A 26,719-nucleotide genomic window follows, 5' to 3' on the forward strand; every position below is an offset into this window, starting at 1 on the left:
AGGTCAGGATGTCGCGGTAGCAGCAACCTGACCTGTCTATAGCCGTGCCCTAGCAGATATGGCAGATAATAGCGGACGGCAGGATCAGCTCCTATCACAATTTTTGCAATAACGACGTCCCACAATACAACAGATAGCTGCAAACCTACCCTTTTCTCGTTACAATACCCATCATACGATGCGCACTGTCTAATTGGACAACGCACCCCCTTTTACCTATCTATTATTTGAGACTCCCATGAGCCATAGACCACCTGCTGACCTCCTCAAAAACGCCCAACACTGGCGCGAAGATATTAACTTTCGCCAAGATGTGCTGGGCAAGCCGTTTGATTTTGCGACGACGTGGGGTATTTTTTCACCGCAAAAGCTCGATGATGGTAGCTTGATGCTGCTTGATTATGTGGACTTTGAAGCGGATGATGATTCGATCGATTTGGGCTGTGGCTATGGCGTGCTTGGCATGACGGCGGCGCGTGAATGTCCGAATGGTCTGCATACGTTGATTGATAAAGACTTTATGGCAGTAGAATATGCCCGCCTTAATTGTGAGAAGAATGGTCTAGAAAATGTCGATGTGCATTTATCGAACGGCTTTAACCATGTGGCAAAGGACAAAGACTTTAGCTTGGTGATGTCGAACTTACCAGCGAAGGTAGGTAAAGAGCAGCATTATCTATATTTCCTCGATGCCTATGCACGCATGCGTCAAGGTGGGCGTTTCTATGTGGTGACAATCAATGGTTTGCGCCAATTCGTGAAGCGTTCGTTTACCGAAGTATTTGGCAATAGCGACAAGGTCAAGCAAGGTAAGACCTATACGATTACCATGGCGACCAAAGACTAAATGCTAGAGTAAAACAAACAAAAAATCCCGCTAATACGATGATGTGTTAGCGGGATTTTTTATGGCTAAATTCTTAGAACTATATTTTTAGAGCTATATTTTTAAATTTACATTTTTAGGATTACATCTGCCGCTTAAGCAAATACCCACCTAATGCCGCACTGGCGATAATTGGTAATATCACCATCACTAATGGCGAAAACCCAGTGGCTAGTGAGATGAAGCCAACCAAATCCTGAAGATAACTAAACAGCAAGCCAAATAATAATGCCACGACGATACGCAAGCCCAAGCTATGGGTGCGCAATGAGCCAAAGACGAATGAACAAGCGACAATCACCAGCGACAATATCGACAGCGGTGACAGCAGCTTTTGCCAAAATGCCAGCTCATGATTCAAAGAACGTTGGCCTTGTTGGCGCATAAACTGGCGGTGATCGTAAAGCTGAGTCAGCGATAAATCTTCGGCATCACGGGTCAATAAATAGACCGATTCGGGAGCGAAAGGCAGGCTTAAGGTATCCGACGGCGAGGTGGCTTGGCTACTCTCAAAGCCTTGATTGATACTGAGCTTGGTCATGTTGTTGAGCTGCCACTCATAGCGATATTGCTCGCTGGGCTTGTCGCTGGCGGTATTCGTACTTATCGGCTCTCGGCCCGTATATTGTCCGCCCTCAGCATGGACAGCCGTTTGTAAGTTGCCATTATTGTCCAAATGCCAACGCTTAACGGTGCCAATATTCCCTTCTACATCAGCATAATCAATATACAGAATATCACTGCCATCTGGCTTTGTATTACCAGTCCCCGAACTCTCAAAGCGTGGCTGCACCGTCCAATAACCACGTACCGAGGTAATCAATGAGCTGTTGTCTTCATCGTTAATTTCTTGCGCCAATTGGTTGGAATGCGGCAAGACAAACTGGTTGATGAGCAATGCGAGTAACACAAAAATCAGAGCAGGCTGCAATACCCAGCCAACGATACGATAGACGCTGACCCCAGCGGCACGCATGACGACCAGCTCACTTTTATTCGCTAGCAACCCTAGTCCAACGACCGCACCGAGTAGAGCGCCAGTCGGTATAAACTCTTCTAAAAAGTAAGGCGAGCGATAAAAGATATACTTAATCGCCTCGCCCATTGTATAGCTCTCGTCTAGAGAATCTAGCTCTGACAAATAAGAAAAGATAATTTGTAGCGCCCACAAACCGATGACTGCGCCGATAATGGCCAACAACGCATTCAACTTTACGTAACGGCTAAGCACGGTTAAGGTATCAGGCTTTTTGGCGAGTTGAGCTGTAAAGTTTGGTGAGCGAGATGCCTGAGATTTAGAAAATAAAGAGCGCATTAAGACTGCCCTCCTTGTGAGCCATTGCTTTGAGTGTCAATCAGCGCGACCGGCGCATGGTTTTTTAGCCGAAAGCGCAGACGATGCTGCACCCGACTGCCCCAGTTCATATAGAGCGCCAGTGCCATAAATCCTAGGATGAGCCAAGTATAAGCCCAGACGCTAACCGTGCCTTTGCTCACTGCACTCTTTAGCGAGATAATACCTAAAGCACAGCTGACGAATAACAAGATGGCAGGAAACAAACGCAGCCAACGTCCTTGACGCGGACGTACTTGCGCCAGTGGGACGGCGAGCATTGGAGCGATAATCATCAGCCACGGCAGAGCAAAACGGTAGCCAAGCTCACTTTGTGCTGCACGCAGCGCACTCTCACCACCGAGTTGAGCACTGCCGCTTGCCGCTTGCCATAAGGGGCCAATTGCTTGGGTTTCGATATTGTCTTCGGTGATGACTTCTTGTGCCGATTCCGTCAAGGTAATGCGGTAGCGATCAAAGCCGACTTGGTTATACTTGAGACTGCCCGCGCCGACTTCGTAACGCCGACCTTGGAATAAATCCAATTGGGTCACACCCTTGTCGCCCGTCTGCACTTGTTCGGCTCTTTTGGCCAAAGTAATGGTGTCTTTAGTGATATTTTTATTGCTTTTGCTTATCAGCGCTTGCGGCACATCTGGAATGTCTAGTTGTTCTGCGGTGGCAGGATCAATCTTATTATCAACATCCATCGCGGCGGCTTTTTTGCTGCTGCCTTTTGCTTCTGGCTCAGACTGAATGAGTATCACATCTTGCAGCTGTTTTTTATCGTCGCTAAGACTGCCGACATACAGATGATAATTGCCACTACTGATAAACTCATTGGGGCGAATCAAATCAAAGGCGCTGGTAAAGGCCTGCTGCTGCCACACCGCCTCAGATGAGCGCACACCCCACGGCTTACCGACCACTGACAATGCTGCCTCACCAACGAATAAGGCCAATATTAATGGCGTCATCAGCCGAGCCAGCTTACCACGCGAGACACCACTGGCATTGATAACTGCCATTTCTTGATCGACATATAAACGCCCAAACACTAGCATTAAGGCGATAAAAAATGCCAACGGTAAGATCAGCTCTAAAAAGTACGGTAAGTTATAACCAATAATGGTAAATAATAAGCTGACGTCCAGATTACCTTCAGCCGCAATACCAAAGTAACGTATCAGGCGACCGCCAAGCATCATCACCACCAAAAACCCCAATACCAAAGCGGTGGTTGAGGCAACTTGTTGGGTCATGTAGCGGCGTAATATCACAATAGGTACTCTTTAATAATGAATATGCGGACGATGTATCGCGTGCTGGGTAACAGAGGCAAGCGTAATAGGAGGCGCTACCAACGTAAGGCGACCCCAATATATAAGCAAACCAACACTTAAATAAATATAAACGTAACGGTACCACTTATAAGTCAGAACCTATCAATATAAGCGATAAAGATAACCGCTAATGCTAGCATATTTTGATAAAAAATGGCTGTGAAATGTGTGCTAAAAAATCACCCAACCCTTACTGGCGACACGTGGTTCATCACTAATAGATATTGATAAACATTGGTAGACGTTGCCAATAGCCAATGAGCCGTATCCAGCAGTCAATAAACACAAAAGACCAAGACTTCTCTGGACGCGGGCTTACGTCAGTTTAATTAAACGGTATTTTTATTTTTGGAAAGGTTTGTTTGTCATTCGTATCAAGTCGCCAATATGAGCAAGATTAATTGCTAGACTGATTGATTGTCAAAACTCACACATGTATCACACCCATTGGAGCATAAATATAATGTCTACTCCCTCTACCCTACTTGAGCTGGCTGGCGGTCAATTTGATACCCTTGATTGGTCAAATTGCGCAGTCGTCTTTATTGATTATCAGAACGAATATGTTGATGGCGCTATGCCGTTAGGTCAGGCGGGCAGCAAGGCGCTTGCAAATGCGCAGCGCTTGCTTGATAAAGCTCGTAAGCAAGACATCCCTATCTTTCATATCGCTCACCATGGCGAAGACAATGGCAAGGTCTTTGACCCGTTATCCACCAACGTCGAGATCGTTGACGGTCTAAAACCGCTAGACGGTGAAAAAATTATTACCAAAAAGCATCCTAATGCCTTTTATGATACTCAGCTACAGGCGCTTATCTCTGCTAGCGGTAAGCAGCAGGTGATTTTTGCGGGCTTTATGAGCCATATGTGTGTCAGCTCTAGCGTCAGAGCGGCATTTGATCTAGGCTTTGATAATTTTGTTTGTCATGATGCTTGTGCCACGCGCGCGCTGCCTGATTATAAAAGAGAGACAATTAGCGCGGAAGTGATGCATGATACCGCTATGGCAGCGCTGCAAGATAGATTTGCAGCCTTGGTAACGACTGACGATTTGGTTAACCATTAATTCTATTAATGACTGACCAATAGATCAGATAAGTAGCAAACCGCTAAGTTACAGTATAGTGAGAACACTATTTACATTGCTTTTTTACCCTGTCTAATCGTCATACTAGCAATAGCATGACGATTGCCTACATCCGATTCAGTGTCAATTATTGATGACGGCGTAGCCGAATATTCTATATGCCCTAGTAAGATAGTGCAGCAAAAAAATAAGAAAACATTACCTAACCCTTGCCAACTGCGCAGCAATTAGCTGATATGCTACACTACAATAATAATCAATGGGCTAATCCGTTTCATCGCGGACAACAACAGCCTAACTGACGTTCGTTATTTTGATTGACCAGTTTTTTGCATAAGGTCAATATAAGATCAATGACGAAAAGTCATCATTGACAATTTTATTTTAAAAATAGTGATGTGCTATGAAAGTAGCAAAATGCCGATATTGTCTTCATCACTTATTTGTATAGTCGGTTCACTATAATTTAGATACAAGGAAGGCGAGTGAAAGTACTACAAATAGTAGACTGAGCGAGCCTAACGCCGTAGCTGATTTATAGAGGATTGACTATACTTCTAAATTTATAACTCTAATAAGGATAACTATATGAATATTAAATTATCTCAGCACCTACCAAAAACTCATACTCAAAAAATTCTAAAAAAAGAAGCCAAAAGCAAAGACGAAGCCTGTTTGGTAGTCTTAGTGGATGATAAAAAGAACATCCTTGCTGAATCAGTGTTGGCAGACTATAGCGCTCGTATTGAGCAATTGATTGAAGTCTCTCACTTCAACGGTAAAGTTGGTGAAACGGTTGTCGACTATGCCTTAGCGGGTGATAAAAAAACCACCAAGCAAAACCCTGTCCAGCTATTGTTGGTCGGTGTCGGTAACGTTGATAAACTCAACAATACCATCCTGCAAAAAATCACCAAAACCATCTATAGCAGCACACAAAAACGGGTAGCTTCTATTACTGTTGCCTTAGGTGACGCGCTGGAAGAAAACCAGTTTGGTCAATTCGCGCTTAACTTGTTGGCAGCGACTTATCGTTTTGATAAATATAAATCTGAGCAAAGTACCCCAGAATTAACCGATATCTATTTAGTTGCTGATGAATCACTACAGCCAGCATTGGACTTTGCTCAGTCAGTTTTTGCCGGTCAAAGTTTGACTCGCGACGTGGCTAATGAGCCTGGTAACATTTGCTTCCCTGCCTATATGGCAGAGCAAGCAGAAGCGTTGGCAAAAACCTATCCTGACTTATTAAAAGTTACGGTATTGGGTGAAGAAGAAATGTCAGCGCTAGGCATGGGTTGCTTCTTAGCTGTGGCACAAGGCTCTGCTAAAGAAGGTAAGCTGGTCATCATGGAATACTATGGCAAGTCAAAATTCAGTGCCAACACTGGTAAATCTACCCTTAGCAGCGCAAAAGTAACGGGCGGTCTCAAAGCTTTGGCGGATAAACTACCAACCAAAGCGGCTAACAAAAAAGCCGCTAAAAACAACGATGACGTGCAAGCTGCCAATGATGACGCACCTATCGTATTGGTCGGTAAAGGCGTAACCTTTGACTCAGGTGGTATCTCAATCAAGCCCGGTGCGGCGATGGATGAGATGAAATTTGATATGGGTGGTTCAGCGTCGGTACTCGGTACGATTAAAGCGCTATGTGAAGCGCGTCTACCGATTAACGTTGTGGGTGCGCTCGCCTGTGCGGAAAACATGCCATCAGGTGATGCAACGCGCCCAGGTGATATCGTAAAAGCCATGAACGGCAAATCGGTTGAAATTTTAAATACCGATGCGGAAGGTCGATTAGTACTGGCAGATACTTTATGCTATGTGCAACGCTATCAGCCAAAAGCCATTATCGATGTGGCCACATTGACGGGTGCTTGTGTCGTTGCTTTAGGTCATGTACGCTCAGCTGTATTCAGTAATGATGAAGATGTCTTGTTTGATTTAGAAAATGCCAGTAACCTATCTGGTGATCTCATTTGGCATATGCCGTTGGATGATGAATATCAGTCATTAATCGACTCGCCTATCGCTGATATGCAAAACATCGGTGGTAAAGGTGCAGGTGCAGTGACTGCTGCATGCTTCTTGTCGCGCTTCGTCGAAGAAGGTCAAGCATGGGCGCATCTAGACATCGCTGGCACGGCATGGAACTCGGGTAAAGATAAAGCAGCCACTGGTCGCCCTGTACCGCTATTTATGCAATACTTAAAAAACAGCGCGAATATGGTCTAATCCGTTGACGAAAACCAACTTATGAAAACTACTTTATGAAAATCAGTTTATGAAAGTTAGCTTTTATGTATTAAGCGACAGTAAAGCTCAAGATTTCTTGGGCTTTATTTGTCAGTTGACCCAAACGGCGCTCAATAAAAGCAATCAGTCGTTGCTAATTCTTATTGAAAAAGACGATGAATTATCATCCTCGCTTGATGAAGCACTATGGGCACAAGAGGCGACGAGTTTTATACCGCATCAACGCCTGTTCGCTAACGGTGCTGAAAATGCTGATACTGACAGCAATGATACTGAGGTTGCTACCAATACCAACGAACAGTTAGCGCCTGTTCTGCTTGGCGGATATATGCCAGCAGATTTCAATGGTATCGTCATTAATACAACGGCACAGCCTGTGAATACCTTTATGCAAGCGACCAGTAATGCTCAGCCTACCCGTATTCTTGAGCTGATTAAACCTGACGCGACGAGTGTGCAACAAGGTCGTGACAAGTATAAGCACTATCAACAATTAGGCTATGAGCTGACCCACTTTAAAGTCTAACCTCTAGTATCTCTTCTATTTTTTTACGATAAAAAACACTTTCATCTTCCTTATACAACGCTATGCTCTTAGCTCTATACGCCCTCCTATATGCTTAGATGTGTATGGGTTAAAGGTAGGCGCTTATCCTAAAAAATGCTACCATCCTTCGATTAGTTTTCCGTTTTCATTATAAATGTCTTATTTATCGTCGAAACTGTTTTAAGTGGCTACAAGGCAACCGAGCGCAAATCGTACACTTAGGTACAGGAAGCGAGGGTAACGCCGTAACCATTTACAAATGCTTCGACCATATCGACTAACTCGAGGTTGTATAGATGCGTTCATTGATTGCGATGTACCAGCGTATAGGGCTGGTGCCGCTCATTATTATTGGTTTAATATTAGGGGTATTAATTGGTTGGTTGGCACCAGATACCGGTATAGCACTAGGCTTATTGGGTACGCTATTTGTGGGTGCACTAAAAGCGGTGGCGCCGATACTGGTATTTATTTTGGTCATCGCAGCGATTAGTCAGCATCGTAGTGGCAATGAAGTCTTCGTCAAGCCTGTGCTCATTATGTATATGTTCGGCACTTTTTTGGCCGCCCTCACTGCGGTGGGCGCAAGCTTCTTATTCCCGACCGAGCTGACGTTAGTGAATGCTACTATCGAGCAAGTACCACCGGCGAACCTCAAAGAGGTGTTGACCAATTTGCTGATGAATTTGGTTGCCAACCCTATCAACGCCATCGCTGAAGCCAACTATATCGGTATATTAGCGTGGGCAATCATCATTGGCTTTGCGCTGCGTCAAGCCAGTGATACGGCTCGTACTGTCGTCGGTGATTTTGCGGATGCTATCTCGCAAGTCGTGAAATGGGTCATTGCTCTAGCGCCCTTTGGTATCTTAGGTCTAGTTGCCAATACCGTCGCGGAGACAGGCTTTGGTGCATTAGCGGGTTATGCGCGTATCTTAATGGTACTGGTCGGTTGTATGCTATTTATCGCCTTGGTCGCCAACCCCATTATCGTGCTGATTAAGACGGGCAAAAACCCTTACCCACTGGTATTCACTTTCTGCGCGAATCTGGTATTACCGCCTTCTTTACCCGTAGTTCGGCGGCCAACATTCCCGTCAATATGAACCTTGCACGTAAACTGGGTCTGCATGAAGACACTTATTCAGTAACGATTCCACTGGGCGCGACCATTAATATGGCAGGCGCGGCGATTACGATTAACGTCTTAACGCTGGCTGCAGCTCATACCTTGGGTATCGAAGTGACGTTCGCTTCAGCGCTGCTACTCAGTCTGGTGGCAACCATTAGTGCTTGCGGTGCGTCTGGTGTCGCCGGTGGTTCATTGCTACTGATTCCACTAGCTGCTAGCTTATTCAACATTCCAAATGATATCGCTATGCAAGTAGTTGCGATTGGCTTTATCATCGGGGTGATACAAGATTCTGCAGAAACAGCGCTGAACTCGTCAACGGATGTACTATTTACGGCAGCAGCTGATCCGACCTACTCTCGTTAATTTATAGAAAATAAAACGCTATAAATAGAGAAAATAAAAAGGGCCCAATTTATCATTGAGGCCCTTTTTTATTGGCTATCATTTATTAGTGTCGTGGCAGCTTACCAAAAGACCAGTACACAAATATAGACGCTAATGAAATAAAAATCATGAAATATCTTAATCGTTTTTTATCACTCTCAAGTATTGCTACAGTGTCGTCATAACTACGTATAACTTTATCTTCTGACTCTAAAGTGACCACCTGCAGCCTGTTATTGGATAAACTTGGAAAACCTTCTTGTTCATACCATCCAACAGTGGCTATCTGACCAATATAGGGCTCAAAATCTTCATTTGAACCACAACTGCGGTCAGATGTACCAAAAAATGCTTGTGAATATGCGCATGAAAACTCCAGTATTGTTTTGGTCTTTTTATCATAAAAAGCCAAATATTGGTGCGTCGACTTTGAGTCAGGATCAGGCCTCACTCTCAAAACATCTAGCTTGCCAGAATAATAATGTAGCTCGTTTTCCTTAGGGAAACTCATATCAGGATATGCCGTCATTAGCACACCACTCACAACAAATAAATTCACAGCAAGAAAGAAATCAAGTTTTCTAATAGGAGTAAATTTGACCACTAATTATTTCACCTCAATATCCACTTCAATCACTGGTGCTTGCAGGTCTAGTTGGCGTTTTAATTGGCGTAGTTGCTCCACCTCATCTAACAGCTCAAGTATTAAACCAATCGCAGGGACACTGGCTTCAAAGTCGCGGCTAAGTCGTGAAGCACGACGCACGGTCGTCAGCTGATAACCAGTAAACTGCTCTCGTTCTGGTACATCATATTCAATAATATTTTCTTCAATCAATTCGATGACCCATTGGCGCTCTTGGCCACAGGCAGATACTAGCTCATCTAAGCTCATGATAATATCGGTCAATTCAGGCGAGTGTTTCATAGCTATTATCCTCGTTTGTGCTTTATTTCATCGTTTATCGTATGGTCTTCATCTTTGTTACAGTGGTATCAGATTGTTATTAAGCACTGTCATTAAGCTGTTACCAAACCAAGCATTGCCATTAGCGTTCTATACTCGTCTCGGCAAAGGCTTGTTTTAGTTGCTCATAAGCTTGGGTGGCAGTCTCACTGCTAATATCAGGGTTAACAATATTTAAGGTTAAGTACAAATCACCCGCTTGTTTGGCAGGGATACCCTTACCTTTTAAGCGCAAGTTGCTACCAGATTTACTGTTTTTAGGGACAGTCACACCAAGCATACCTGCTGGCGTACTGAGGTTAATTTTTTCACCCAGTGCGGCTTCCCATGGTGCTATATTTACGGTTTGATAGACATCAGCTCCTTCGATACGAATGTTATCGGCGTGCTGGATTTTAACTTTTAAGAATAAATCGCCATTTTTACCACTACCGCCGCCAGCAGCACCTTGCCCTGTCAGGCGAATTTGCTTGCCATCAGTAATGCCTTTAGGGATTTTTATTTTGAGCGTTTTATTTTCATAATCGACGCTGCCATTAGGTTGACGGACGGGAACGTTCAATTTAATACTATAGTCATTGCCATTATAGACCGACGCCAAATCAACGTTGATTTCCGCATGTTGGTCTTGACCCTTGCTATCTTGTGCGCCAAAACCACCACCAAATTGATCGAAGCCAGCACTTTGAGAGCGGCTACCTGCCTGCCCATTGGTTGAGCCACGTGCGCCACGACCAAATGCCGAGAATATATCATCGAAGCGAAAGCCACCATCGCCGTAGGCTGCGCCATCACCAAACTGGTCTTTGATATCTTCCCAGCGAAAGCCACCCTGCCCAGCGCCTGCTGATTGACCGCCGAAGCCACCAAAACCGCCAGTGCCAGCTTGACCAGCAAACGGGTTGTTTAGCATCGCGTCATATTCAGCACGCTTGTCTTTATCTCGAATGGTTTCGTAAGCGTTATTGATTTCAGCAATCTTGTTATCCGCGTCCGGATCGTCACTGACATCTGGATGAAATTGACGAACGAGCTTACGGTATTTTTTCTTGATATCAGCGTCTGAGGCGTCTTTTTTGACCCCTAAAATGTCGTAATAGTTTTTTTCTGCCATATTGTTTTTCCTTATCGTATATATTTCTAATTATTCAGTTAATACATAATATGGGGATAATGAGTCAATATTTCATTTTTTCGCTTGCTGCTGCCATTAATAAGGGAGTATTAGTAATACAGTAATGATGACAAGCGAGGCTCGACGTTGGGTTATCTGAATGACCTAATCCCTCATTATTCGCATGTGTCACTATATTGATGTGTGTCACTGTATTAGCGTTTATCACTATGATTCTGGCATCATTTTTCTTTGACAACTGTTGGCGTAATGTCAATTTGGTTTACATGCTTTTATGGCTCACTACCAGTGAGGCTTTATCTGTCTACTTACTTTTAGACGGCAGAATATGTTTTTTCAAAGCATTGCACTGGTAAACACTTGGTATTACAAAATTCAAAAACCGTTTAATCAAAACGATGAAAATATTATTGCTAGATACTTTTGATAATACCCGACTTCTTACACCTTACAAAATAGTAATAATATAGCAAGTTTTATTTACATTATTTTTTACTCAATTTTTTATTCCAAATATGACCGCGTTAAATCACACTAACATACTGATTCAAAATGCCGTTGCAAGCACCTTTTATAAGGGCTGAGCCTTAAGAAAGCCTTGCTTAAACGGCTCCTAACCTCGTCTGAGGGCAATTAATTTTTCTTTTAAATCAATGCTTTATTCTACATTTTTACTGGTCATTAGTTGATTATTACTATGGAAATATTTGACCTCTAGCGTTCTTTTACAGAGCAGTAAGGATATGACAAGCTATGTACGTTAAAATGGATATAGTGTTCATGCTCATAGGGAGTATGGACGATATAGGCAAGCCTACCTGTCTATTTTATAAATCGCTTAAAGGTATTAAATGTCTTATTTCATCAAGTCTTTAGTTATCACTTTATCACTACTGTTAAGTACCACAGTGTTCGCTGGTAATACCAGCTATTACGGTAGTAAGTTTCACGGTAAGCGTACAGCCAGTGGCAGTATCTTTAACATGAACTCTTTGACCGCTGCGCATAAAACCTTGCCATTCGGTACGAAGGTACAAGTGACCAATAAAAAGACCAAGCAGAGCGTGATCGTAAAAATTACGGATAGAGGGCCTTTCATTCGAGGACGCATTCTTGATTTATCTAAAGCTGCTGCTAGTCAGATAAACTGCGAGCTTTGTACGACCACAATGAAAATACTCTCTTATGGTGATGGTAAATACCGTCTGCAATAATGTAATAAAAAGGGAGAGCTAACGCTCTCCCTTTTTTTATGCTTGTTATTATCAGTGAATAACCACTTCACCCATCATGAAACCTATTTATTCAAAACCAGCTTCCATTTCCTCTAGCGTCGTCATAGACAGCAATAGTTTCTCTTCATTGTCGCTGTGCTGCTGCTGTAGCGCTGTTTGTTCATTGAGCAAAACCAATAAATCAGACTTACGGCTTTCTTCATATAGCTGAGTATTAGCCAGCTTTTCTTCTAAAGCCATGAGCTGCTCATCAATGTTAGCCAATGCCTTTTCTGTATTTTCGATATCACGACGTATCGGCGCGGTCAATTTACGTTGTTCAGCGGCCATTTTGCGCAGCGCATCTTTACTAAGCGTTGGTTGAGCAGCTTCGTTTTTTGCTGGTGCTTTGCTAGTAGAGGAAGAATTGTTGGATACTCCTTCAGCTGTTTCACGTGAAACAAACTTCTTATTCGCTTTTTTATTCTTTTTCTTACTGCTGCTTTTGTCTGTTGAATTCTCTTGCTTGCGCTTTTCTGCCAGCCACTTACCATAGTCGCTGATGTCACCATCGAACTCATCGATTTGACCATCATGGACTAAGTACAGCTCATCACAGACGTTGGCAATCAACTCGCGATCATGCGATACCAGTACCACTGCCCCTTCAAACCCTTGCAAGGCGATGGTCAATGCTTGGCGCATTTGTAAATCCAAATGGTTGGTTGGCTCATCGAGTACAAGGACGTTCGGACGTTGCCAAACGATCAAAGCTAGCGTTAAGCGCGCACGCTCGCCACCAGAGAATAGCTCACTGATGGTATCGATACGGTCGCCACGGAAATCAAAGCTACCTAAAAACGAGCGCAGCATCGCATCAGACGTTTTACCTGCTAGGCGACGTAACATCTCGATTGGGGTTGCCTTAGGATCAAGGATATCCATTTGATGCTGATTAAAGTAGCCAAGTTTGAGCGTATCTGAAACCTTGTAACTGCCTTTTAATACACTAAGCTCACCGACCAAGGCTTTAACCAACGTCGATTTACCCGCGCCATTCATCCCAAGCAGCCCGATACGAGTATCAGGGGTCACTTGCACATTGGCATTATAAAGTAGGGGCGTATCGCTATAACCAATATCGGCATCGGTTAGCTCAATCAATGGCGAGCTCATATTCGCTGGCTCATAAAAGCGGAACGAAAACGGGTTGTCTGCCATCATTGGTGATAGCTCTGCCATGCGCTCAAGCTGCTTGATACGGCTCTGTGCTTGTTTGGCCTTACTGGCCTTGGCACGGAAGCGACGAATAAAGTCATCCAAATGTGCCTTAGTCGCTTCTTGCTTTTCAAACGCTTGCTGCTGCTGCGCCATACGCTCATGACGGGTACGGATAAACTGCTGATAGTTACCCGTATAAAGGGTGATTTTTTGCTGCTCAACGTGCAAGATATGACCGACAGTATTGTCTAAGAAGGTTTGGTCATGTGAGATCACGATGACCAGACCGGTAAAGGCATTAATCCAAGTCTCAAGCCACAGAATGGCATCCAAGTCCAAATGGTTGGTTGGCTCATCGAGTAGCATTAAGTCAGCACGGCTCATCAAGGTTTTGGCGAGGTTTAAACGCATACGCCAACCACCCGAAAACCCTTCTACGGGCAGCTCATGCTGATTGGTATTAAAACCAAGACCCGCCATGATTTGCGCGGCTTTAGTCGGTGTACGATAGCCATCGATCTCATCAAACTGCTGATGCAACACCCCAATCTGCTCATCACTGACACTGCTCAAATCATTTAAAGCCGCGTTAATCTCATACCACTGCTCGTCACCACTTAACACATAATCAATCGCCGTTTGTGCACTCGCACCCACTTCCTGCGCCATATGCGCCACATGCCAGCTATCAGGAATGCTCACTTCGCCCCTATCAAGGGTAACCTCGGTATCGCCTGTGCCCATTCGCGTCAGTAATAAGGCAAACAAAGTCGATTTACCAGTGCCGTTATTGCCCGTTAAGCCAACTTTGTGGCCCGGATGTAGCTGGAAGCTTGCCCCTGCAAACAACTCACGACCATCACGGCGAACACCAACGTCTTTAAATTCGATCATATAATTTCTTCATCTCAACAGTAATATAAAATATAAGGCAATAAAAAACACACATCTGGCATGTTAACTGGCGGCTATTATTTCAAACGCTTGCCCCATAGGCAAACGATTAAATAACTATTTCAAAACCAAGCAGTTATTGTGCTAAAAAAGCCAGTCTTAAAACCCGTATGGATGATGATCCCTCTTGACAAACTAATCGTGACCCCCATTATGATATACTGCCAAAAGCGTAATGCCTGCAGACAACTAAAGGGTTGTGATGGCGCAACTACCAACCTTATAATAACCAAACGACATTGCTATAACGACAGCACCCAATTGAATCAAACGCCGCGCGTATCTTTATTTGCAACGATATCAGTTGCAAACCCAAACAGGACGACGACCGCATTTGATCCTAGCAACTGAGGTAGATATGAACGAATCAGCCAACCAATTTAATCCAAGCTCAAGCCAGCCGGTAGATCCTACCGTATTAAGCCTAACCGACAGTGCAGCACAAAAAGTGCGGCGCTTGCGCGAAGAAGAAGGTGACAGCGATCTTATGCTGCGCGTCTATGTGACTGGCGGCGGCTGCTCAGGTTTTTCTTACGGCTTTAACTTTGCCAATGACCTAAATGAGGACGATGCCAACTTTGACAATGGCGACGTCACTCTAGTGGTAGACTCTTTAAGCTATCAGTATCTGCAAGGCTCTACCGTTGATTATACCGAAGGACTAGAAGGCGCGCGCTTTATCGTCACCAACCCGAACGCCACGACTACTTGTGGTTGCGGCTCGTCATTTTCCATCTAAGTTAAATAGTGGATTTAGGCTTTTGATTGATAACTATTATTAATCAATGCTAAATAAATAGAAAACTATTGTGATAAATTAAGTGTACGGTTGTATACTTAATATTATATTGCGCGCCGATAATCCGACTAAAAGCCTATTTGGTCGGTTTTTTATTGTTTTATTATAAGGATATGCTTAAATATCACCATATTTTTAGTAGCTACATTAATCAATTTGAATTTAAGCTGATTAATCGAAGCTATTAATTGATGACATTTTTGAGAAACTCTCTTTATATCCCAAACAATTAAGGTACATGACCAATGGCTAAATTAACACTTGACGCACTAAATGACATCGACGGCTTTATTGCAGCTGCGCTAGTAGACAGCGAATCTGGTCTTGCAATGGCCACGCTTGGTTCTGGCATCGATCTTGAGCTTGCCGCTGCTGGTAACACGGAAGTATTGCGCTCTAAACGTAAGGTTGCCGCAGCACTAGGTCTGAATGAGAGCATCGAAGATATCCTGATTACCCTAAGCAAGCAGTATCACTTGCTACGTCCATTAGTACGCAACGACAACTTGTTCTTATATCTTGTGCTTGATCGTCAAAAGTCAAACCTAGCGATGGCACGTCATAACCTAAAAAGCTTTGAAACTGAATTAGATTTTTCTTAAGTCAGTAATGAGCCCGTTATAACTCAATCATTTGCTCGTGACAATACCCGCACTGAGCTTGATTACTCGTAGCGTTCTAAAGCATCTACCCACTTGGTAGGTGCTTTTTTTAGTTTAGCCAATCCCTTGTTTTTGGCAATAAATTTTTTATTATCAATGATATAGACAACAATCACTTACTGACCTAAAGTATTCATGAGTAACTATAAAACGTGTAATACCGACGTAAATACGCCAAGTTTATTAGCCAAATAGTCATCGACCGACTTTAAGCAAAGCTTATTGTATTTGTAATTGTCCGTGGTTTTCAGGGTGGCTTTGAGCTAAACTGACGTCATTATTAATCTAAATACCTACCTCTTTTATGGTCATACACCTGTCGTGTTTTGAGCCGCCATAACAAATAACAATAGATGACTATTATGAGTAATTTTGCACATAGCTTTGTTAGTTTTGAAATCCCTAATTGGTTTGATACCCAGCACTTAGCGGGTATGCTGCGCGGTATCGAAAAAGAAGGTCTGCGCGTCAAGCCCGATGGCTATTTGGCGCAAACGCCGCACCCAATCAAACTTGGCTCCAAGCTCACGCATCCCTTTATTACAACCGATTATTCTGAGAGCTTGCTTGAGCTCATCACTGACCCAAAAACCAGCCCCAAAGAGACGCTAAATATGCTGCGTCAGCTCCATCTTTTAGTGTACCAAGGTATGCCTGAAGGTGAGCTCATGTGGCCACTATCGATGCCATGCATGCTGTCATCCAAAGACGAAGACATCCCTTTGGCGGATTATGGTAGCTCTAACACGGGTAAGCTAAAAACGTTATATCGTAGTGGTCTGGGTATTCGTTATGGTCGCCGCATGCAGACGATTGCTGGTTTGCATTACAACTTATCTTTCGGTGACAACCTATTCGAAGCGTGGCAAGCAAAAGTACCAGCTGCGCAAAGCCAAACGTTGACAGAATTTAAGAATGAGAAGTACCTAGGTCTGATTCGCAACTTTAAGCGTCTGACCAGTCTGGTACTGTATTTGCTAGGCGCCAGTCCCAGTGTCTGTCCTTGTTTTATAGCAGGACGCGAGCACGATTTAGAGCTGCTCAACGATTCAACTTATTACAAGCCTGCAGCGACCAGCCTACGTATGGGCAAGCTTGGCTATACCAATAGTGTGCAAGAGCAGCTGGATATTCGCTATAACTATCTACCAGAGTATGTCGCTGGCCTACGCCGCGCGATTCAAACGCCGCACGAGAGCTTTGAAAAGCTTGGTTTGGATGATGCTGAGGGTCATCCTATCCAGATCAATAACCATATTCTACAAATAGAAAATGAATACTATAGCCCTATCCGCCCCAAACAAATTGCGATGAGTGGCGAGACGCCTACCGAAGCGCTGGAGCGTCGCGGCATCGCTTACGTTGAGTTCCGCGCTATTGATCTCGATCCTTATAGCGATATCGGTATCCGTCTATCGAGCGCTTGTTTTTTAGAAGTGATGGCGCTTTATTGCTTGCTAAATGATTCGCCTGAATTGATGCCTGAGGAAGAAGAAGCGCTGGCCATCAATCTTGAGCGCGTGGTCAATGAAGGTCGCCGTGACAATTTGCACATCATTAATAATGGTGCGGAGCAATCACTAGAAAGCTGGATGTTGATACACCTAGATCGTATGCAACCTCTAGCCGCCCTACTCGATGCGCACTATGGTGGTAATGACTACCGTGCGGCGGTAGCATTGATGCAAGGCAAAGCGGGACATTCTGAATCGACCATATCGGCGCAAGTAAACTCTGATAGCAAACGTCTAGGCAGTTTATGGCAGCTGGGCTTTACCTTAGCGCAGCAGCATCGCGATTCTCTCTTGCAACAAACTCTTAGCCCCAACAACCAAGCCAAATATGAAGTATTGGCTGAAAAATCAATACTTCAGCAAGCAGAAATTGAAGCCGCCGAGACCGAAGACTTTATGGACTTCTTACAACAGTATCGCTAATTAACGTTTTCTATTGTTCATGGTATTTTATTGTTTATAGGGCGTGTTGAACATTCGACCATGGCACTGACAGAGACTATTTTTTAGGCGATTCAACGTTAAAAATCTTAAGTTTAGTCTTTCTAAACGTCTATTTTTAACACAGAAGCGGCAAAAAACAGTCCTGTCCCTACGGGCTGATGCTAAAATCGCCCCATACTGCGTTGCAAGTCTAGCTAAGGTGTTAACATTATCGTCGACTTGCGCCTTGTATGAAACCATTTTAGCAATCAGCAGTGCCTATTTGTGAATGTTCAACACGCCCTAGTGTTTTATTGATTATTTTATAAGAGTATTTGACCAATGCTAAAGCTAACCACCTACCGTAACTTGCAAGTCTTTTTGGTATTAATGGCAGTGATAGGAATGAGCTTTGCGCTGTTTTATTTACAGCGCCATCTGGGTCTATCACCTTGCCCACTTTGTATTTTTCAGCGTATCGGCCTGATGGTTATGGGTGGCTTTGCCTTAATAGCAGCACTGTTTAATCCGAAATCTAAAGTGGTAAGACTTATATTATGGCTTGGTAGCTTAGCAGGTATCGGCTGGGCTACTGCGGTTGCTGCGCGTCATGTCTGGTTACAACACTTGCCCGCTGACCAAGTCCCTTCTTGTGGTCCGGGATTAGACTATTGGCTCGACACCTTACCAATGAAGCAAGTCTTGAATGAAGTGTTTGCTGGTTCTGGTGAGTGTGCTGAGATTGCTTGGCGATTTATGGGCTTGAGTATTCCTGAGCAATCACTGATTCTTTTTAGCATTCTATTGATAGTGCATGTAATAATATTATGGCGCATCGTACGCCCTGCTACCCCTATTCGTCGTGCTTAACAGCAATCGGCGCGGCTAACTACCAAGCAAGATAACGCTTTATACTTTTATACAATGGCAAATATCTAACATAAAGGGATTTGCCATTTTTTTATGCGCTTTCTTTTTTATGCGCTGTATTTATTGCTGTTATTGAATCGCTATTATTTATTATAAGTGTCGTTATAAGTGCTACCCTATCTGTTCTCCCATCGAGTTGATTATAACAAAAAGTCCACATAGATATCTTTGAGCTTTGGTATGGTGAGACAGCTTGTATACTTAACTGGTATAATGATGTGTTTTAATTATACATTCGTTAACTATCAACCATTAGCTACCAGCCATTAGCTACTAGCCATTAATGAACAAGCACAATGTTCAATATCTATAGCTCAGCCTTATTATTAATCGATACCAACCGATAAAACAATGCCGTCAGACGCCTAATACGGACTCAGTAAGCTCGTCCGCTTTTATCTCTGATAACAGCCATTGAGCTTCGGCGATCGCGCTGGCTCGGTCATAATTGACAATACTCGTAACGTTTCTAGAATCTATTTAAAAACTGTTTTTGGTATGCCATGATATATCTTACGTCTATTTTTTCTACCAGTTCTAATATCATAAGACGCGCTCGTCGACCCTTATTAGCCGTGCCTATCTGCTTACTGCTTATTGGTTGCGACAGCTCTTCGTCGACGACCAATAAAGGCATAAGCACTAAAGTTGCCCCCGTCGATAATACGGAAAACGCTGCTCTGCAAGATGCTGCGCAAGACAATCAGCAAACGGATACTGATATATCGGCCAATGCAGATACAGGTCAATCGCTCATTAACGCCGCCCAACCCGATGATGACACGCATACACGTCACTCACTCATGATCTCAGAGCCAAATGATAATAGTGCATTACAGGCTACGTTAATGGGCGATTATGGTGGTATGGTTCCTTGCGCATCTTGCGACAATATCGATCTTACTCTGAACTTATTCGCCGATGGTTCAGTGTTAAAAACCAGCCTCTATAATAGTGCTGAGCCGCCGCGCCAGCCATTGCTCGAGTCGGGTATTTATCGCCAAGACAATGATACAATTACGATTGTTTATGAAAGTAAGCATATCGAAACCTATCATATCCAAGACAACCATCTGGTGATGATGGATGAGTACAAAAATCCCAACGGCGACTATACCTTGTCACGCAGATAAAAGTGCAGCAGTATAAAAGATTGAATACACTCAATCTAATGATGCCAAATAAGCAGTCGCATAACGCCTATCTATTGGGCGTTTTTTATTGGTCATCCAACAGTGTTTACTTTACAATAAGTGCCTGCTGGCTATAGAACAACCGAGCGCAAATAGGTCGTTTAGTATAGCAAGCGAGGTTTGCGCCGTAACCATTTATCAATGCTCTGATATAGCCAGCACTCGTGACCAATAGGTTGGGTACGTCCTAAAATACGCAGCGCTTTGATGTTGCTACCTTTTCGGATAACTCTACAATTTCATTTTCTTATTCAAGCTCGTACGGAACGTCTATGCATATTCATATTCTTGGTATTTGTGGTACTTTTATGGGCTCATTGGCCTTATTGGCACGCGAGCTTGGACATACGGTCACGGGCTCAGATGCCAATGTCTATCCACCGATGTCTACCCAACTTGAAGATGCGGGCGTGACGATTGAGCAAGGCTATCTGATAGAGCACTTGCAGCCAGCGCCAGATTTAGTCGTCGTTGGTAACGCCATGAAGCGCGGGATGGATGTCATCGAATATATGCTAGACACAGGTCTACGCTATACTTCAGGGCCACAATTTTTGTCTGAAAAAGTGTTGCAGTCGCGTCACGTCATCGCCGTTGCCGGTACTCATGGTAAAACCACGACGACGACCATGCTTGCCTGGATACTGCATTATGCAGGTATTGATGCGGGGTTTTTGATTGGTGGTGTGCCGCTAGTCGATACCACTGACGAGCATTTGCAGCAAGTTTTTGCACATAGCAGCTATTTGGGTGCTGAAAAAACCAATGATGCAGCAGAAAAAACTGGCTATTTCGTGATTGAAGCTGATGAGTATGATTCGGCATTTTTTGATAAGCGTTCAAAATTCGTTCATTATCGCCCGCGTACCGCTATTTTAAACAACCTTGAATTTGATCATGCTGATATTTTTGCAGATCTCGATGCTATCCAGACCCAGTTCCATCACATGGTACGCATGATTCCAAGTACCGGCAAAATTATCATGCCGGCAGCAACTATTAGCTTAGAAGATACCTTGGCAAAAGGCGTTTGGACGCCTATTTGGCGCACGGCAGTGATTGACTCAACAGAGGCTAATGCTAATGACGGCGACAATAATACGACTCTAAAAAACAGTAGCGACTGGCAAGCCGAACTTATTAGCAAAGACGGCGGTCAATTCAAGGTTAGTTTCGCAGCTGATAAAGAAGCCACAGCGCTCATCGATTGGTCGATGAGCGGTATTCACAACGTCAATAATGCACTGGTTGCTGTCGCCGCTGCCTATAATGTTGGCGTCGATGTCAAAACTGCTTGCGCAGCGTTATCAGCATTTGCTGGTATCAAGCGTCGTATGGAACTCATCGGTGATGTAAATAATATTTTAGTGTTTGATGACTTTGCCCATCATCCGACTGCCATCACCACCACGTTGGATGGTGCCAAAAAGAAACTGGCTGATAGACGCATTTGGGCAATCATTGAGCCACGTAGTAACACCATGAAAATGGGCATTCATCAAGACAGTTTGGCTGAGTCTGCTGCCCTCGCCGACTATACACTTTGGTATGAGCCTACTGGTCTCGAATGGGGTCTAAAAGACGTCATCGACAATGCCAATACTGCCAATCCTAATATCGACAACCAACAGGTACTCTCTAGCGTCGATGCTATTATTGAACATATCACTAGCCATGCAAAAGCTGGTGATGCGATTGTCATTATGTCTAATGGCGGCTTTGAGAATATTCATCAGCGCCTATTAACCGCCTTGCGCGAGCAATAGTTCAACCGACCAATCAAAACTACTGTCAGAATGATAGCGTCGCTTATTAATCATAAACGGCGCTATTTTTATGCTCATCTTTTATAAATTATAATCAACTCAGACTAGGGTCTGTTGAATATTCAAATATTAGCGACATTGCTACCTTTTTAACCTTTCGTTTACCTATTGCACCTGTGCGATAGCAATTCGAGGTTTTTTCTCACATAGCCCGTACACTGGTAACATTTTGTGCTTACTCTTATTCCTATAGAGTCCTTACAATGTATTTATCAAAGCCATCAATAATTAATAATACATTTAAATTACAATAAATTAGGAGAATGAAATGGGCTTTATTTGGATGATTATCGTAGGTTTGGTCGCTGGTCTATTAGCACGAGCAATTAAGCCAGGTAGCGACCCTATGGGTTGGATTATGACCATTGTCTTGGGTATCGTTGGTGCTTTATTGGGTGGTGTCATTGCTAGCGTTATCGGCATAAATGCTGATGGTGGCTTTACTGGTCTAATATTCTCAGTAATCGGTGCCATTATCTTGCTCTTCATCTATGAGATGATCATGAGCAAACGTGGTGTATAACCTCTAATTAAACAGTTTGGTCAGACAAAGTGAGCAAAACCACTTGAGTTGAACCAACGAGCGTTTAACCGAGACCAATCGAAAAGCCTTGCTATTTGCAGGGCTTTTTTATGATCCTAATAAAAGTAACTATCTTGGTTTTTACTATGCTAAAAAGTAATAGTTGCGCGAAAGTATTGATAAGCATTACTTTTGTCCCCATTTATCTTATAATATCAACCCTATTTTGTCCTTATCATTGAGGTGAGCGTTATGGCTTTACTCCCTATCTTAAGCTATCCAGACCCGCGCTTACGCACGATTGCGAAGCCTGTCAAGGAAGTCACTGCTGAAATCAAAACCTTAATCGCTGATATGATTGAGACCATGTATGACGCCCAAGGTATTGGTCTGGCTGCCAGTCAAGTCGATCGTCATATTCAGCTCATCGTTATCGATTTGTCAGAAGATAAAAACGATCCAAAGGTTTTTATTAACCCAAAAGTCACGCCATTGGTAGAAGAAAAGCAACCGTACGAAGAAGGTTGTTTGTCAGTCCCTGAGGTCTATGATAAAGTTGAACGCCCTAATAAAGTGCGCATTGAAGCCTTAGATGAGAACGGCGAAAAGATCGATGAAGAAGTCGAAGGCCTACTTGCCGTCTGTATCCAGCATGAGATGGATCATCTAAATGGGGTCATATTCGTCGATTATTTATCACGTCTTAAGCAAACGCGGGCACGTGATAAAGTTCGTAAAGTGCTCAAAATACGTGAAAAGCAAGGTGAGCCAGCCTCTGAAAAGCAGCCGCAAACCACCAACTCTTAATTGGATGCATTTATAGTTAATTCAGGACCTATTGTCCGATTATCTCAAGCATGCATTGGTTTTTATTATTCACCCTATCCTGTGTTAACTTAAGGTTCCCCACCATGACCATGATCAAAATTGACCAATATTTTGACCCTGCCGGCTGGCAGAAATTCACCAAAGCTGCCGAAGGTCGCGAAACCCCATTTTTAGTGGTGGACCTGAGTCGTATCAAAACCAAATATCATGAAATGGTTGGTTTTTTTCCGAATGCCAAGTTGCATTATGCGATGAAAGCCAGCCCTGCTGTCGAAGTCATTAATCTATTGGCTGAACTGGGCTCAAACTTTGATTGTGCGTCCATTTATGAGCTTGATCGTGTCCTTGACTGCGGCGTTGAGCCATCGCGTATTTCTTATGGCAACACCATCAAAAAAGCCGAGCACGTCAAATATGCTTTTGAGAAAGGCATTGATTTGTATGCGACCGACTCAGAAGCCGATCTAAAAAATATTGCCAAATACGCTCCTGGTTCAAAAATATTTGTGCGTATCTTAGTACAAGGCTCTGAGACCGCTGAGTGGCCATTGTCTCGTAAGTTTGGTTGCCATCCAAACATGGCAATTGAGCTGTTGATTCAAGCCCGTGATTTGGGTCTAGTGCCTTATGGTATCTCGTTCCATGTGGGTAGCCAGCAAAAAGATGTTGCCGCTTGGGATGATGCCTTAGCCAAGGTCAAATATATGTTTGACTGGATGAAAAACGAAGAAGATATTAAGCTGCAAATGATCAACTTAGGCGGCGGTTTTCCAGCCAATTATATTAGTGAAGTGAATCCCGTAAAAGTTTACGCTGAAGAAATCACTCGTTATTTGACGGATGATTATGATGAGGAAGATATGCCGGAGATTATCCTAGAACCCGGTCGCTCATTGGTCGGTGGTTCAGGGGTATTGGTCAGTGACGTGGTGCTCATTTCGCGTAAGTCGCATACTGACTTGACGCGTTGGGTCTATACTGATGTGGGTTTGTTCCAAGGCTTAATTGAAACCTTGGGTGAAGCGATTAAATATCCAGTTTATACGCCTAAGATGGAAACCTCAACCAGCGAAGGTACGGTCGTATTGGCCGGTCCAACCTGTGACTCAACCGATATCATGTATGAAGAAGCAGGTTATCAATTACCAGAAGAGCTAGAAATTGGCGATAAAATCTTTTGGTTAACCACGGGTGCGTATACCAACTCGTATTCATCGGTCGAGTTCAATGGTTTTCCACCGTTAGAAGTGGTTTATATTGATTAATTCTCAGTGAATGCTCAGCAATAAGAAAAGCGCGGTACTGTGATTAGCAGTGCCGCGCTTTTTTATGCTTTTTCATCTATCATCTATGCCGCCCATTATTATAATCATTTCTAAATAAAAGAAGCACAGATGTTATAACGCGCTACTGGGACAAATTTTTCTTGCTTGCTATGCCTACGCAGACAGAGGCTACAAAAAATTAGTCCCAGCAGCACTGTATTCTTTTAAAAAATAGATCAACTATAACTCCTTGAATAACAAGGAACGATGTAATACTAACTACTGCACTAACAGCGAGATAGGCATACTATTAGTGTTATTAACAGTGCGATTACTGCCATAGCTTGAGCGTTGGGTTTGATTATTCTGTGAAATCTGACCGATCGTCACCCACTGTCCACGTGGTACGACAATGGTACTATTTAAGCGCTGACCTTGAATAGCATTATAACTATTTTGCTTATAAGACGAATGAGAACGCACGAGCTGCTCATCAACTTGTGATAACTGCACTTCGACTTGCCCGTTTGGTATTAGCCGTGGCGTCACAGCAATGCCTTGCGTCGTTGGCAGTAATACTTGCTGCTGAATAATAATCTGCCCCGATGGTCGATTATAAGTTGGATACGTAGTGGCATGATAGGTTTGAGTCAGCGCATAGAGCGTGCCTGTACTAATGCTCGCGGCACTACCAGATAGCGTTTGTACTTGATATAAATTATTGCCTTGCTGCTGACTATTGCGCTGATTAATTATCTCTGAACCCTCAATGCCGCGATTGCTAATAATAACCTGACCTTGCTGAATATTACTTTGAGAATCACTATTATTACCAACACGCACAGCAACGATCAACGCCTGTGGTTGACCGTCAATTTGACTCAGTAATTGCTGTACCGCTTGATAATTAGCGGCGGTGGTATGCAATACCAGCTTATCCTGATAAGTAGACACCGTACCGCCATCGCGACTATTATTCAATTGCTGGCGTACCGCAGGCAACAGTGCATCACCACCATAGGTATGGATGACGTAGGTTTGAAAAGTAGCTGCTTGTACGACTATCGGCAGTACCGTTAAACTTAAAGTAAATGCTATCGGACGCTTATAACTTATGGCTTTGACAGTTTTTATATTTTTAACAATGTTAAGTATAGCCACTACCCGACCAAAACTCTCTCTTAAATGTTCGCTCAACTTATTCATAATTGACCTCTAACAATAGTTAAACGCTATCAAAAGCCATACTTAGCAGCTATCAAACCATCAGCAAAAACCCTTAGTCATTTAAGTATGAGGTATTTAAGCCTTATTCATTTAAGCCTTAGTCATTTAAGCCTAAAACATCCTGCATATTATATTGCCCGACTTCCTGCTTAATTACCCAAGTTGCCGCACGTACCGCACCAGCGGCAAAGGTCATACGCGCGCGCGCACGATGGGTAATCTCAACCACTTCACCATCTGCAATAAACATCACGGTATGATCGCCGATGATTTCACCGCCCCGTATCGCATGAATACCAATGCTACCCGCTTCGCGCTCGCCTGTTTGCCCTTCGCGACCATAGACAGCGACGTCCTTTAAGTTCTGTCCGCGAGCCTCTGCGACGGCCTCTGCCATCATGTAAGCTGTGCCTGATGGGGCATCGATTTTGTGCTTATGATGGGCTTCGATGACCTCTACATCCGCATCAGTGCCAAAGGCTTTGGCTGCCATGCCGAGCAACTTTAATGACAAATTAACGCCTGTTGAATAGTTACCCGCATAAACGATAGCAACTTGCTCACTCGCTTTTGCCAAGACTTTCTCTTGCTGCTCATTGAATCCTGTAGTGCCAATCACCATCGCCACCTTATGCGCTGCACAGATTTGCATATTTTGCTCAGTGGCATCTGGCAAGCTAAAATCAATCAGCACATCGATGTCATTAATGACTGTTTTTAAATCATCGACAATCTGTACATCTAAACGACCAATCGCTGCAACTTCGCCCGCATCTGCACCGACAAGGCTTGAACCTTGACGTTCAATCGCAGCGTTAAGCGCAGTTTGCGAGTTGTCCTGTACCGCTTCAATAAGCATACGCCCCATACGCCCACCGGCACCGATGACACCGACTTTAATAGCTTGGTTTTTTACTTGTTGACTCATATCTCTGTCCTAAATATTTTATTTTTAATAAAGGGATTTTGCATAATATTTATCGTAAGTTTAGCAAATATCAATGTATCAATGTATCAATTGTCTTTGATACACTCAATAAAAAAGCCTAGAGGTTTCATGT

The 26,719-nt window shown here is 43.6% G+C and carries 22 protein-coding genes and 1 pseudogene; 15 read left to right on the forward strand and 8 right to left on the reverse strand.

Annotation, left to right across the window (positions count from 1 at the left end; genetic code table 11):
• Positions 1 to 238: 238 nt before the first annotated feature.
• Positions 239 to 847: a class I SAM-dependent methyltransferase gene (locus HQR03_RS02450; protein WP_173239004.1), complete on the forward strand. Its 609-nt coding sequence runs from the start codon at positions 239 to 241 to the stop codon at positions 845 to 847.
• Between the two features lie 121 nt (positions 848 to 968).
• Here HQR03_RS02450 and lptG read toward each other — a convergent pair whose 3' ends face one another.
• The gene (gene lptG, locus HQR03_RS02455; protein ID WP_173239005.1) at positions 969 to 2,201 is read right to left on the reverse strand and encodes an LPS export ABC transporter permease LptG; all 1,233 of its coding nucleotides are present in this window, start codon (positions 2,199 to 2,201) and stop codon (positions 969 to 971) included.
• A complete protein-coding gene (locus HQR03_RS02460) occupies positions 2,201 to 3,481 on the reverse strand; it encodes an LPS export ABC transporter permease LptF (RefSeq protein ID WP_173239006.1) in 1,281 nt (426 codons plus the stop codon). The genes lptG and HQR03_RS02460 overlap by 1 nt, the downstream gene beginning before the upstream one ends.
• Before the next feature lie 544 nt (positions 3,482 to 4,025).
• On the opposite strand from HQR03_RS02460, the gene HQR03_RS02465 reads away from it, so the two are divergent.
• The 4 genes and pseudogenes from HQR03_RS02465 (at position 4,026) to sstT (ending at position 8,956) form a co-directional block, all read left to right on the forward strand.
• Positions 4,026 to 4,631: a cysteine hydrolase family protein gene (locus HQR03_RS02465; RefSeq protein ID WP_101211378.1), complete on the forward strand. Its 606-nt coding sequence runs from the start codon at positions 4,026 to 4,028 to the stop codon at positions 4,629 to 4,631.
• A 609-nt stretch (positions 4,632 to 5,240) separates the two neighbouring features.
• Complete coding sequence (locus tag HQR03_RS02470) at positions 5,241 to 6,890, forward strand: leucyl aminopeptidase (RefSeq protein ID WP_173239007.1); 1,650 nt, start codon at positions 5,241 to 5,243, stop codon at positions 6,888 to 6,890.
• A 49-nt stretch (positions 6,891 to 6,939) separates the two neighbouring features.
• Entirely contained in the window at positions 6,940 to 7,437 is a 498-nt protein-coding gene (locus HQR03_RS02475; protein ID WP_173239008.1) for a DNA polymerase III subunit chi, read from the forward strand.
• 317 nt (positions 7,438 to 7,754) lie between these two features.
• Positions 7,755 to 8,956 (forward strand): annotated as a pseudogene (gene sstT, locus HQR03_RS02480) (serine/threonine transporter SstT).
• A gap of 85 nt (positions 8,957 to 9,041) precedes the next feature.
• On the opposite strand, the gene HQR03_RS02485 reads toward sstT, so the two are convergent.
• The 3 genes from HQR03_RS02485 to HQR03_RS02495 form a co-directional block, all read right to left on the reverse strand.
• Entirely contained in the window at positions 9,042 to 9,581 is a 540-nt protein-coding gene (locus HQR03_RS02485; protein WP_173239009.1) for a hypothetical protein, read from the reverse strand.
• 3 nt (positions 9,582 to 9,584) lie between these two features.
• The gene (locus tag HQR03_RS02490; RefSeq protein WP_110922096.1) at positions 9,585 to 9,905 is read right to left on the reverse strand and encodes a chaperone modulator CbpM; all 321 of its coding nucleotides are present in this window, start codon (positions 9,903 to 9,905) and stop codon (positions 9,585 to 9,587) included.
• A gap of 121 nt (positions 9,906 to 10,026) precedes the next feature.
• Entirely contained in the window at positions 10,027 to 11,058 is a 1,032-nt protein-coding gene (locus tag HQR03_RS02495; protein ID WP_173239010.1) for a DnaJ C-terminal domain-containing protein, read from the reverse strand.
• Positions 11,059 to 11,930: 872 nt separating this feature from the next.
• Here HQR03_RS02495 and HQR03_RS02500 point away from each other — a divergent pair.
• On the forward strand, positions 11,931 to 12,293 hold the full coding sequence (locus HQR03_RS02500) for a septal ring lytic transglycosylase RlpA family protein (protein WP_025652616.1): 363 nt from the start codon (positions 11,931 to 11,933) through the stop codon (positions 12,291 to 12,293).
• 87 nt (positions 12,294 to 12,380) lie between these two features.
• On the opposite strand, the gene HQR03_RS02505 is transcribed toward HQR03_RS02500, so the two are convergent.
• Entirely contained in the window at positions 12,381 to 14,408 is a 2,028-nt protein-coding gene (locus HQR03_RS02505) for an ABC-F family ATP-binding cassette domain-containing protein (protein ID WP_173239011.1), read from the reverse strand.
• 418 nt (positions 14,409 to 14,826) lie between these two features.
• Here HQR03_RS02505 and erpA point away from each other — a divergent pair, with 418 nt between their 5' ends.
• From erpA to HQR03_RS02550, 9 genes are all read left to right on the forward strand, one after another.
• On the forward strand, positions 14,827 to 15,207 hold the full coding sequence (gene erpA / locus HQR03_RS02510; protein ID WP_025652618.1) for an iron-sulfur cluster insertion protein ErpA: 381 nt from the start codon (positions 14,827 to 14,829) through the stop codon (positions 15,205 to 15,207).
• Positions 15,208 to 15,512: 305 nt separating this feature from the next.
• The gene (locus tag HQR03_RS02515; RefSeq protein ID WP_173239012.1) at positions 15,513 to 15,869 is read left to right on the forward strand and encodes a roadblock/LC7 domain-containing protein; all 357 of its coding nucleotides are present in this window, start codon (positions 15,513 to 15,515) and stop codon (positions 15,867 to 15,869) included.
• A 422-nt stretch (positions 15,870 to 16,291) separates the two neighbouring features.
• Positions 16,292 to 17,866, forward strand: coding sequence for a glutamate--cysteine ligase (gene gshA, locus HQR03_RS02520; RefSeq protein WP_173239013.1), 1,575 nt, complete (start codon positions 16,292 to 16,294; stop codon positions 17,864 to 17,866).
• 342 nt (positions 17,867 to 18,208) lie between these two features.
• Positions 18,209 to 18,736: a disulfide bond formation protein B gene (locus tag HQR03_RS02525; RefSeq protein ID WP_173239014.1), complete on the forward strand. Its 528-nt coding sequence runs from the start codon at positions 18,209 to 18,211 to the stop codon at positions 18,734 to 18,736.
• 563 nt (positions 18,737 to 19,299) lie between these two features.
• Positions 19,300 to 19,929: a copper resistance protein NlpE N-terminal domain-containing protein gene (locus HQR03_RS02530; RefSeq protein WP_173239015.1), complete on the forward strand. Its 630-nt coding sequence runs from the start codon at positions 19,300 to 19,302 to the stop codon at positions 19,927 to 19,929.
• A gap of 332 nt (positions 19,930 to 20,261) precedes the next feature.
• Entirely contained in the window at positions 20,262 to 21,755 is a 1,494-nt protein-coding gene (gene mpl / locus HQR03_RS02535) for a UDP-N-acetylmuramate:L-alanyl-gamma-D-glutamyl-meso-diaminopimelate ligase (protein WP_173239016.1), read from the forward strand.
• 328 nt (positions 21,756 to 22,083) lie between these two features.
• The gene (locus HQR03_RS02540; protein WP_025652624.1) at positions 22,084 to 22,338 is read left to right on the forward strand and encodes a GlsB/YeaQ/YmgE family stress response membrane protein; all 255 of its coding nucleotides are present in this window, start codon (positions 22,084 to 22,086) and stop codon (positions 22,336 to 22,338) included.
• 252 nt (positions 22,339 to 22,590) lie between these two features.
• Positions 22,591 to 23,145, forward strand: coding sequence for a peptide deformylase (gene def / locus HQR03_RS02545; RefSeq protein ID WP_025652947.1), 555 nt, complete (start codon positions 22,591 to 22,593; stop codon positions 23,143 to 23,145).
• 110 nt (positions 23,146 to 23,255) lie between these two features.
• Positions 23,256 to 24,431, forward strand: a complete 1,176-nt coding sequence (locus HQR03_RS02550; protein WP_101211383.1) for a type III PLP-dependent enzyme — start codon at positions 23,256 to 23,258, stop codon at positions 24,429 to 24,431.
• 279 nt (positions 24,432 to 24,710) lie between these two features.
• Here HQR03_RS02550 and HQR03_RS02555 read toward each other — a convergent pair whose 3' ends face one another.
• Entirely contained in the window at positions 24,711 to 25,637 is a 927-nt protein-coding gene (locus tag HQR03_RS02555) for a hypothetical protein (protein WP_173239017.1), read from the reverse strand.
• A gap of 118 nt (positions 25,638 to 25,755) precedes the next feature.
• Positions 25,756 to 26,586: a 4-hydroxy-tetrahydrodipicolinate reductase gene (gene dapB, locus HQR03_RS02560; protein ID WP_101211365.1), complete on the reverse strand. Its 831-nt coding sequence runs from the start codon at positions 26,584 to 26,586 to the stop codon at positions 25,756 to 25,758.
• Between the last annotated feature and the right edge of the window lie 133 nt (positions 26,587 to 26,719).

The sequence above is a fragment of the Psychrobacter okhotskensis genome, assembly GCF_013248965.1.
GTDB classification, from domain to species: Bacteria; Pseudomonadota; Gammaproteobacteria; order Pseudomonadales; family Moraxellaceae; genus Psychrobacter; species Psychrobacter okhotskensis.